This window comes from Streptomyces sp. NPDC127084, from assembly GCF_042724175.1.
Taxonomy (GTDB): Bacteria; Actinomycetota; Actinomycetes; order Streptomycetales; family Streptomycetaceae; genus Streptomyces.
The window spans coordinates 1-9,950 of sequence record NZ_JBHXFA010000202.1 but is presented as its reverse complement, the minus strand read 5'-3'; the positions used below and the strand labels follow the sequence as shown (position 1 = coordinate 9,950).

11 protein-coding genes and 1 pseudogene are annotated in these 9,950 nt (G+C 67.2%); 7 read left to right on the top strand and 5 right to left on the bottom strand.

The genetic code is table 11. The annotated features are described in order from the left end of the window. A pseudogene (locus ACFWI9_RS30510) lies at positions 1-101 on the bottom strand (pirin family protein); the annotation flags it as partial. A gap of 24 nt (positions 102-125) precedes the next feature. Between ACFWI9_RS30510 and ACFWI9_RS30505 the strand changes: the two are divergent. The 6 genes from ACFWI9_RS30505 to ACFWI9_RS30480 all read left to right on the top strand — a co-directional run bounded on the left by ACFWI9_RS30505 (position 126) and on the right by ACFWI9_RS30480 (position 5,893). Further along, positions 126-461, top strand: a complete 336-nt coding sequence (locus tag ACFWI9_RS30505) for a YnfA family protein (RefSeq protein WP_387167360.1) — start codon at positions 126-128, stop codon at positions 459-461. 349 nt (positions 462-810) lie between these two features. Continuing rightward, positions 811-900: a K(+)-transporting ATPase subunit F gene (gene kdpF / locus ACFWI9_RS30500; protein WP_387167357.1), complete on the top strand. Its 90-nt coding sequence runs from the start codon at positions 811-813 to the stop codon at positions 898-900. Further along, positions 900-2,567 carry a potassium-transporting ATPase subunit KdpA gene (gene kdpA / locus ACFWI9_RS30495; RefSeq protein WP_387167354.1) on the top strand — a complete coding sequence of 556 codons (1,668 nt, stop codon included), beginning with the start codon at positions 900-902 and terminating at the stop codon, positions 2,565-2,567. The genes kdpF and kdpA overlap by 1 nt, the downstream gene beginning before the upstream one ends. After that, positions 2,567-4,666, top strand: coding sequence for a potassium-transporting ATPase subunit KdpB (kdpB, locus tag ACFWI9_RS30490; protein WP_387167351.1), 2,100 nt, complete (start codon positions 2,567-2,569; stop codon positions 4,664-4,666). The genes kdpA and kdpB overlap by 1 nt, the downstream gene beginning before the upstream one ends. A gap of 14 nt (positions 4,667-4,680) precedes the next feature. Next, positions 4,681-5,289, top strand: a complete 609-nt coding sequence (gene kdpC, locus ACFWI9_RS30485; protein WP_387167348.1) for a potassium-transporting ATPase subunit KdpC — start codon at positions 4,681-4,683, stop codon at positions 5,287-5,289. 64 nt (positions 5,290-5,353) lie between these two features. Beyond that, positions 5,354-5,893 (top strand): transposase, encoded by a 540-nt coding sequence (locus tag ACFWI9_RS30480; protein ID WP_387167345.1) that lies wholly within the window; start codon positions 5,354-5,356, stop codon positions 5,891-5,893. On the opposite strand, the gene ACFWI9_RS30475 is transcribed toward ACFWI9_RS30480, so the two are convergent. The 4 genes from ACFWI9_RS30475 to ACFWI9_RS30460 form a co-directional block, all read right to left on the bottom strand. Further along, complete coding sequence (locus ACFWI9_RS30475) at positions 5,883-6,647, bottom strand: SMI1/KNR4 family protein (protein ID WP_387167342.1); 765 nt, start codon at positions 6,645-6,647, stop codon at positions 5,883-5,885. The genes ACFWI9_RS30480 and ACFWI9_RS30475 overlap by 11 nt on opposite strands. Positions 6,648-6,937: 290 nt before the next feature. Beyond that, positions 6,938-7,471 (bottom strand): GNAT family N-acetyltransferase, encoded by a 534-nt coding sequence (locus tag ACFWI9_RS30470; RefSeq protein WP_387167339.1) that lies wholly within the window; start codon positions 7,469-7,471, stop codon positions 6,938-6,940. A gap of 344 nt (positions 7,472-7,815) precedes the next feature. Beyond that, the gene (locus tag ACFWI9_RS30465; RefSeq protein ID WP_387167363.1) at positions 7,816-8,502 is read right to left on the bottom strand and encodes a restriction endonuclease; all 687 of its coding nucleotides are present in this window, start codon (positions 8,500-8,502) and stop codon (positions 7,816-7,818) included. A 79-nt stretch (positions 8,503-8,581) separates the two neighbouring features. Next, positions 8,582-8,791: a hypothetical protein gene (locus ACFWI9_RS30460; RefSeq protein ID WP_387167336.1), complete on the bottom strand. Its 210-nt coding sequence runs from the start codon at positions 8,789-8,791 to the stop codon at positions 8,582-8,584. Between the two features lie 457 nt (positions 8,792-9,248). On the opposite strand from ACFWI9_RS30460, the gene ACFWI9_RS30455 reads away from it, so the two are divergent. Further along, the gene (locus ACFWI9_RS30455) at positions 9,249-9,842 is read left to right on the top strand and encodes a hypothetical protein (protein WP_387167333.1); all 594 of its coding nucleotides are present in this window, start codon (positions 9,249-9,251) and stop codon (positions 9,840-9,842) included. Positions 9,843-9,950: the final 108 nt, after the last annotated feature.

Here is a 9,950-nt window from a genome sequence, read left to right as displayed (position 1 = left end):
CTGAGCGCGAGGTCCGCGCCGACGATCGGGGTGTACGTCGTACCCGGCGAGGACGAGCCGTCGAGGGCGCCGAGGATCACCGTCGCGGTCAGGCCGGGCGCGGGCCGCCGGTAGGGTGCGGCGATATGACTGTCGCTCGTTCCGTTGCCCTGTTCGTCGTGGCCGCCCTCTTCGAGATCGGCGGGGCATGGCTGGTCTGGCAGGGCATCCGCGAGCACAAGGGCTGGATCTGGATCGGCGCCGGTGTGATCGCCCTCGGCCTGTACGGCATCGTGGCGACCTTCCAGTCCGACGACAACTTCGGACGCATCCTCGCCGCGTACGGCGGGATCTTCGTGGCCGGGTCAATCGCCTGGGGCATGGTCGCCGACGGCTACCGGCCCGACCGCTGGGACGTCATCGGTGCCCTGGTCTGTCTCGCTGGGATGGCCGTGATCATGTACGCCCCACGAAACCACTGAACCAGCGTTCCGAGCCGGCCGACTACCGCGCTCAAGTCACAACTGTCCGTGCGCTGTCCTCTGCCATTTCGACGGCCGCGCGGGCTGCTGCACATGTGTGCAAGGCAGGAGGAGACCGACACACGCTGGTACGGGGCGTGCCCGGCCCCGTGATGTGGCCCGGCGTGCGACACGCGGGCGGACGTTGTGTTCGCCGCATGAAGGCGGTTTCCTGTTCAGGCGGCTTCGCCCCTATTTGTCGACGGCGCTGATTCTCCTGGGAGGGCTCTGTGGCAGACCTGGTTTTCGTGGTTCTCACCCTCGTGGTGTTCGCCCTCCTCGGCCTGGTGGCGACGGCGGTCGGGAAACTGTGAGCGTCGAGAACGTCGTGGGGCTGACCGTGGCGTGCTGCCTGCTGGTCTACCTGGTGCTGGCCCTCATCTTCCCGGAGAAGTTCTAGTGGACGACACCCTCGCGGGATGGCTGCAGATCCTGGCTCTCCTCGGTGCGCTGGCGATTTCGTACCGACCGCTCGGCGACTTCATCGCCCACACCCTCACCTCACCGAAACACCTGCGGGTGGAGAAGTGGGTCTACCGCCTCGCCGGCGTGGACGGGGACGCCGACCAGAAGTGGGGGGCGTACCTGCGCGGTGTGCTGGCGTTCTCGGCCGTGTCCGTGCTGTTCCTGTACGCCTTCCTCCGCCTCCAGAACCATCTGCTGCTCTCGCTGGGCATGGCCGCTGTTTCGCCGGCGCTCGCCTGGAACACCGCCTCCTCCTTCGTCAGCAACACCAACTGGCAGTCCTACGCGGGCGAGTCCACGCTCGGCTACGCCGCCCAGATGACCGGCCTGACGGTACAGAACTTCGTCTCCGCAACCGTCGGGATCGCGGTGGTGGCCACGCTGATCCGCGGCTTCGCCCGCAGCAAGACCGACCAGGTCGGCAACTTCTGGGTTGATCTCACCCGCATCGTGCTGCGGGTGCTGCTTCCGATCTCGTTCGTCTTCGCCGTCATCCTGGTCGCCTGCGGGGTCGTTCAGAGCCTGCACGACATCCAGACGATCACCACCGTCGCCCCGCAGGGAGTGCAGCATCTGATGACCGGGCCGGTGGCCTCCCAGGAGGTGATTAAGGTACTCGGCACCAACGGCGGCGGCTTCTACAACGCCAACTCCGCGCACCCCTTCGAAAACCCCAACGGCCTGAGCAACCTGATCGAAATCTACCTGCTGATGGTGATCGCCGTCGCGATGCCCCGCGCGTTCGGGAAGATGATCGGCGACCACCGCCAGGGCTACGCCGTGCTCGCCGTGATGGCGCTGATCTGGGCGGCATCCACGGCAGCGGTGACCTACAACGAGCTGCACGCGGTCAGCAGCGAGGTCGGGCATCTGGCGGGAGCCATGATGGAAGGAAAGGAACAGCGCCTGGGCATCTGGGCCTCTGCGCTGTTCGCCGCCGCCACCACCGTCACCTCCACCGGCGCGGTCGACTCCTCCCTCGACTCGTACACCCCCCTCGGCGGCGGGATGGCGATCTTCAACATGATGCTGGGTGAGATCGCCCCGGGAGGTACCGGATCCGGGCTCTACGGCATGCTGATCCTGGCCGTCATCACGGTGTTCGTGGCCGGGCTGATGGTAGGCCGCACCCCCGAGTATCTCGGCAAGAAGATCGCCGGCCGGGAAATGAAGTTCGCCTCGCTCTACATCCTCACCACCCCCGCCGTCGTGCTCATCGGTGCGGGGATCGCGATGGCACTGCCGGGCGAGCGGGCGGCCATGCTGAACCAAGGGCCGCACGGCTTCTCCGAGGTGCTGTACGCGTTCACCTCGGCCGCCAACAACAACGGTTCTGCCTTCGCTGGCCTGTCCGCCGACACGGCCTGGTACAACACAGCGCTCGGTCTGGCGATGCTGCTGGGCCGCTTCCTGCCGATGGTCTTCGTCCTCGCCCTGGCCGGATCTCTGGCCGGGCAGCAGCCCGTCCCCGTCACCGCGGGCACTCTGCCCACCCACCGCCCGCTGTTCATCGGCATGCTGACCGGAGTCGTCCTCGTCGTCGTCGGCCTCACGTTCTTCCCCGCACTCGCACTGGGACCACTCGCAGAAGGAGTGCGCTGATGTCCGCGACCGTCCCCGCGCCGCAACCAGGCCGCTCGCCTTCCGGTACGCCGCACAGCAAGGGCCGCCCCAAGCCCACCGCTGCGTTCGATCCGCGCTGGCTGGTGGCGGCGCTGCCGGGAGCCCTGCGCAAGCTGGATCCCCGGGTCATGGTCAAAAACCCGGTGATGTTCGTGGTCGCGGTCGGATCCCTCCTCACCACCATCTCGGCGATCGAGAACCCGTCCGTCTTCGCCTGGGTGATCACCCTGTGGCTCTGGCTCACCGTGGTCTTCGCCAACCTCTCCGAATCCGTGGCCGAAGGCCGTGGAAAGGCGCAGGCCGACACCCTACGCAAGGCCCGCACCGACGTCATCGCCCGGCGGCTCAGCGCCGACGGCACGGAGGAGGAAGTCCCGGGCAGCGCCTTGCGGATCGGTCACTTGGTCGTCGTCGAAGCCGGACAGACCATCCCTGGTGACGGCGACGTCGTCGAGGGCGTCGCCTCCGTGGACGAATCAGCGATCACCGGGGAGTCCGCCCCTGTCATCCGCGAATCCGGCGGCGACCGCTCCGCCGTCACCGGCGGCACCAAGGTGCTCTCCGACCGCATCGTCATCAAGATCACCGCCAAACCCGGCGAGACCTTCATCGACCGCATGATCGCACTCGTCGAAGGCGCCGCCCGCCAGAAGACCCCCAACGAGATCGCCCTCAACATCCTTCTGGCCGCCCTGACGATCGTCTTCCTGCTGGCTGTCGTCACCCTGCAACCCTTCGCCATCTACGCCGGCGCCGAACAAAGCATCATCGTTCTGATCTCCCTCGTGGTGGCCCTGATCCCCACCACCATCGGCGCCCTGCTCTCGGCGATCGGCATCGCCGGCATGGACCGCCTGGTCCAACGCAATGTCCTGGCCATGTCCGGCCGCGCGGTCGAAGCCGCCGGCGACATCACCACCCTGCTCCTGGACAAGACAGGCACCATCACCTTCGGCAACCGCCAAGCCGCCGAATTCCTGCCCGTCGCCGCCTTCACCGTCGAAGAACTCGCCGACGCCGCACAACTGGCCTCGCTGGCCGACGAAACCCCCGAAGGACGCTCGATCGTCGTCCTGGCCAAGGAACAGCACGGTCTGCGCGCCCGCCAGGAAGGCGAACTCACTCATGCCCAGTTCGTGCCCTTCACCGCGCAGACGCGCATGTCCGGCGTAGACGTCGATGGCCGTCAGATCCGCAAAGGCGCCGCCTCCGCCGTGATCGCCTGGGTCACCGACCACGGCGGGGACAGCGGCGAGGACGTCCGAATCCTCGTCGACGGGATCTCCGCAAGCGGCGGCACTCCCTTGGTGGTCGCCGTCAGGGACGCCGACGCCGCCCGGGTGCTGGGCGTCATCCATCTCAAGGACGTCGTCAAAGAAGGCATGCACGAACGCTTCGCCGAACTACGCCGCATGGGCATCCGCACCATCATGATCACTGGTGACAACCCCCTCACTGCCCGCGCGATCGCCGAGGAGGCAGGCGTCGACGACTTCCTCGCCGAGGCCAAACCCGAGGACAAGATGGCCCTCATCAAACGAGAGCAAGCCGACGGCAAACTCGTCGCCATGACCGGCGACGGCACCAACGACGCCCCCGCGCTCGCCCAAGCCGACGTCGGTGTCGCCATGAACACCGGCACATCCGCAGCCAAAGAGGCCGGCAACATGGTCGACCTCGACTCCGACCCCACCAAACTCATCGAGATCGTGCAGATCGGCAAACAACTCCTGATCACCCGCGGAGCCCTGACAACCTTCTCCATCGCCAACGACGTCGCCAAGTACTTCGCCATCATCCCCGCCATGTTCGCCGCCGCCTACCCCGGCCTGGACAAACTGAACGTCATGCGGCTCCACAGCCCTACCTCGGCCATCTCCTCCGCCATCATCTTCAACGCCCTCATCATCATCGCCCTCGTCCCCCTCGCCCTCCGCGGAGTCCGCTACCGCCCCACCACCGCCGCCAGACTCCTCAGCCGCAACATGTGGATCTACGGCCTCGGCGGCATCGTCCTGCCCTTCATCGGCATCAAAGCCATCGACGTGATCGTGCAGTTCGTCCCCGGACTCGGCTGAGGAAGGCACCCCCCATGCGCCTCCACTCGACAACCGCGATCCGCCGCCACGCCGCAGCACTGCGGATACTGCTGATCCTCACCCTGCTCACCGGCATCGCCTACCCGCTGGTCGTCACCGGCATCGCCCAACTGTGCTTCCCCTTCCAAGCGAACGGCTCCCTGCTGCGCCGCAGCGGCCAGGTCATCGGTTCGGAACTGCTGGGACAACACTTCACGACCCCCACCGGCGCACCAGACCGCGCATGGTTCCAGCCCCGGCCCTCGACCGGCCACTACAACGCACTGTCCTCAGGCGCATCGAACCTCGGCCCCAACAACGCGACGCTGCTGGAAACCGTCCGCCAGCGACGCTCGCAGATCGCCCTCCTCGACGGCGTACCCCCCGCAGCCGTACCGGCCGACGCCACCACCGCATCAGGCTCCGGCCTGGATCCACACATCTCCCCCGCCTACGCCTACCAGCAGGTCAACCGCATCGCCCACGCTCGGCGCCTGCCGCCGGTACAGGTCAAGGCGCTCGTGGCCTCCCACATCGAGCAGCGATACGCCGGCTTCCTCGGAGAACAACGGGTCAACGTCGTCAAACTCAATGCCGCCCTGTCGTCACTACGGGGACCGTAAGAAGAACGGTGTGATTCCGATCATCGAAGAGTGCACCTGTAACCAGTAAGGACACAGGACGCCCGTGTCGGGGGCTGTGCCGGCATCTGTGGATGACCGGTTCATCGAGGAGCTCGTGGTGCGGGCTGAGTCCGAAGGCCTGAAGCTGACCGGCGAGGGCGGGCTGCTGCAGCAGCTGACGAAGCGACTTCTGGAGTCTGCTCTCGAGGGCGAGATGACCGACCACCTGGTTATGACCGGCACGATCCGGCAGGGAAGAACGGCGGCAACTCACGCAACGGCAAGCGGCCCAAGACCGTCGTCACCGACGTCGGGCCCGGTTCAGATCGAGGTGCCGAGGGACCTCGAGGGAGCCCTCGAACCGCAGATCGGCAGGAAGCGTCAGCGCCGGTTGACCGGTGGAGATGAACCTACCCGGTCGACTCGCCGACTGCACTGTCTCCGCCCCGCGGACCGAGAACCTGCCCAAGGTGACGGTCAAGCAGTTCTACGGCCACGCGACCGCCCGTCGGTTCATCCAACTCCGCGACATCCTGGTGTGGCCCACGTCCAGCTCGAATACGGTGTGCGGCTCACAGGCCCACCGCCTGGTTTCACTGGCTGAGGATTTGTGAGTTGGGTGTGAAGCGAGCCCTGTCCACCGGATCGACGATGTCATCAAGTTCGGCGAGATAGGTCGAGGTCGTCGTGCCGGCCACGACATCGAGGAGGAAACGGCTGCACGACGCCGAATGGGCTTCCCAGAACGGGCCGCGCCCCTCGTTGAGGATGACCTTCCATTCCTCCGGCTCGACGCCGGGCCGGACCAGCCAGTACAGGAAGTGTCCCGCTCCTTCCACGTACCCCCAGGGCACCAGCCTGGCGCTGCCGTCATGGAGTTCCGACGGCTTGGCCTCGCCCGCGTCCCAGAGATCGGCGAGGATCTCCTCGCGTTCCGCGGTCTGGGCGACCAGGTCGTACATCTTCTCCGGGCAGCGCGGCTCCAGCAGCCAGAGCGTTCCGGCGAACTGGCCGCCGCCGTACGTCTCGACCAGCCGCTTGTAGTCGGCCGGCAGGGCGATGCCCAGGTCTGCCTCCACTGCGTCCCACTCGACGGCTCGGGCACCGTCAGGGGGCGGGCAAAGGCGCATCAGCGGTTCGGTGTGGCGCAGACTCCGGGCGATCCGAATGTCGCTCGGCAGCGCGCTGAACCGCGGCGGCGTCCTGGCGGAGTCCAGCACAACCGCGCGCATCCGGTCGCCGACCGAGGCGCGGGGAATGTCCGTCCCCCATGAGGGGTGCTTGGCCTGGTCGATGAAACCGTCGTACCCGTCCGCATTGATGACGGTCCCCACCGACGCCACAGCTGTGACGACCACGTCGCACTCTTGATGATCGGCAAACATGGCCCCCACCCTGCCCTATCCGGGCAGGGCGGACCACAACAGGGGCGGACTGCTCCCGGTACAACCCCGCGCGCCTGGGTAACCCGAGACGGAGCGCCGAACGCCTCGCCGAGTTGGAGCACTGGCGTTGTCTCCGTCCGCGGAGGCAGACCTTCGGGCAATCCGGTTCGCTCTGCGTGCGGCCTCGCGGCCAGAGTTCAAAAGCACCCACTGTGCCAGGTCACAGCGGCCGTTGTCTTGTGATGACCGACGGCTCGGCCGGTTCACGCCTGGAACTCGGTGAGATCGATGGTGTGGACGTGCAGCGGGTAGCCGTACTCCGGGTGCACGGTCTCACGCTCCGGCACCATGCCGAGCTTGCGGATGACGTTTTCGGAGGCGTTGTCACCTACCCGGTTGATGCTGATGACGCGGTCAAGGCCGCGGTCCTGGAGCGCGAACTCCAGCGTGGCATGGGCTGCTTCGGATGCGTATCCCTGACCCCAGAACGGCGAGCCGAGCCGCCAACTGATCGCTACGGCGGGCAGTACCTCGGGCAGGAACTCGGGCACGGACAGCCCCGTGAAGCCGGCCAGCTCACCCGAGGCCAGCAGCTCGACGGCGAAGAGTCCGAAGCCCTCCTCGTCCCACTCCTCCTCCCACTGTTCGATGGCCTCTGCCGTGTGGTCCAGGTCCCGCACCGAGCCGTCCCCGATCCAGCGCATGACCCGCGGGTCCGAGTTGATGTCCGCCATAGGTGCGAGGTCGTCGTCGTGCCAGCGGCGGAGGAGGAGGCGGGGTGTACGGATCTCGGTCATGGCTTCTATCCTGCCGAAGGCGAAGACCTCATCGGTAATCGGCGCTCGCCTGAGATTCGGCAGCCTCTGGACTTCGACGCTTCCGTGTCGTCTTGCGCTGGTGGCGTCCTACCCTTCGTCTGTCCAGGGCATGGATCGTTACGGTGACCGCTCGTGGCGCCGGTCCGCTCGTGTTCCGGATCGCCGCGGCGCGCTCGGTGTGCCGGCCGTCGCCTACGCCCGAGTCGTCCGTGGCGGTCACCGCGATAACTTGGAGAGCTCCGCCCGCCTGGGGGAATCTCGGTGAGGCCGGTGGTGGATGTCGGCTCGTGAGCGGTGGAGATGCCCAGCAGCATCCCGACCCATCACGGAAAGGGACGCCGCTTGGTGCCGCCGCCGCTTCCGTTCAACGGGATCAGGGTTTCCAGATGAGCGCCCTTGACCCAGGATCCCAGCAGGTCGCGGTGCAGGGCCACGATGTCCTGGCGCATCGCCAGGCCGAGTGCGGCCTTCGTGAACGTGCGGCAGGTGGTGACGAACAACGCGACGTCCGCGCCGTGCTCGAGACGGGCGGTGCCGACGAACTTCTGCATGTCCTGCGAGGACACGCTCCGGTGCGGCGCATACTTCTTACACTGCACGACCAGTTTGCGGCCGTCGGCCAGACAGCCGACGACGTCCGCGCCCAGGTCGCCGCTCTTTCCGCTGACGACGACGTCTTTGCAGCCGTCCCGCCGACACAGTTCGGCGATGTACGTCTCGAACTCCTGCCACGACAACGCGTCGACCTCGGCCATCGACAACTCCCGCGCTCTGGCCTCCTCCTGAACTCGCCACGCGCGGTTCTGGCTGACCGCGAGACGGTGCGATCGCAGCAGCGCCCAGCCGGCCCCTCCCACCACGGCCACGGCGAGCACGGCCACGAGAACGGGCCACACCACCGACCAGTGCCGGGCCACCCACACCGCGGCAGCCACCGCAGCCACCGCACCCCAGCCCTGCAGCTGCCTGCGCGTCCGCTTCTTCAAGCGCCGGCGCCGTCGACGTGCCATCATCACTCCCCCTCTTCCCAGAGCCGTGCCCCGCAGCGCGCAACGACAGGCGCTGTCCGGCCCGTACGTGTGCGGGGGATCATCGGCCGGCCTGCGTGACGCCGCTCGCGAGCTGGCCCAGGAGGTCCAGGATTCCCTGGCCGACCGGGGTGGGAGCGAGAAGAACCCCCAGAGCCAGGATGATGACGGCAGTGGTCCTCTCCTCGTTCCGGCTGCGGGCCTGCGTACGACGCCGCAACCGGAAGAACACGATGACCGCGAGCAGCACCGCCACGTTGATGGTCAGCAACCGTCACAACCTCCCCCACGACCGGCCACCAAGCGGGGAGGCAGCACGCCCCCCCAGCCTCCTATGTAGCCACGCCTGATTGCTGTTGGAGGCGGGTTGCCGACGAATGGCACAAATCCATCGGACCTGGCTGAATACAGCAGCGGCTGCGTCTCACGCCACGACCTGCACGACGGCGCAGACGTCACCCGCCCCCGGCGACTTTCCCCACGGCCTTGGCCGCCCGTCCCCACCCTGGGGTATGGAAGTGCCGGTAGGAGTCGAGGTCGCCATCGAGCGGCTTCGGTTCTGTGAAGGGGACCACGGGACGTCGTGCCCGCGTCTGCGGGGCCGTGTGCCAAGGGGCTTGCGCTCCGTCAACCATCCTCTGCGCCACCCCCCGGTTACGGCTCACCGACAACTCACGTGCCATGCGGGATCTTCACACCGGCACACATGGTTCGCCTAGTCTCCAGGCATGGAGTGGACCGACCCACGGGACATGGACGAAGACGAGTACGCCGAGTACCTGCTCGAAGAGAAGACCCGAGACCACGTCAACGCCCACAACCCGGTGCTGGAGAAGTGGCTGGCACAGCAACGCAGCGGATTCCCCACCTGGGTGAAGGAACGCGCCGGCCGCGGGCCGTGGGACTTCACCTTGGATTCTCTCCCCCGGCTCGAAGCGCTCATCCGGGACGCGTTCGACAGCCCTGCTCAGGCCCGCAAGGTGATGGACACCCCCCTGGTCGCGGTTGCGGCCTGGTACCTCGGTGAGGTCCACAACCGCGCCTTCGGCACCCAGTGGCAGCTGCACCCCTCCTTCACCGAGGACAATCCCCTCGGCCACCGGCCGCACATCACACTGCCCTGGGAGCGCCGGGAGGAATTCCACTACACCGACCCCGAGCACATCGAGGACGACGCGCGCCCGATCTACTCCCCCACCGAAATCTTGTGCAACCTCCCCGCCCGGCCTCCGGATCAGGGCCTCCTGTACCGCATCAGTAGCCGGTGGGAGGTACCCACCTCCTGCGACGATTCGTCCTGCCGCTACCACCCCGACAGTTAGCCGCTGCGCAAGGCACTAGGTGTATTGAGCACGAGCGTTGTCCACGCCGCACGGCACGTGCTGCCCTGCCGTGTCTGACCGAACGGCAGACGGTGTGGGGCCCGGAGC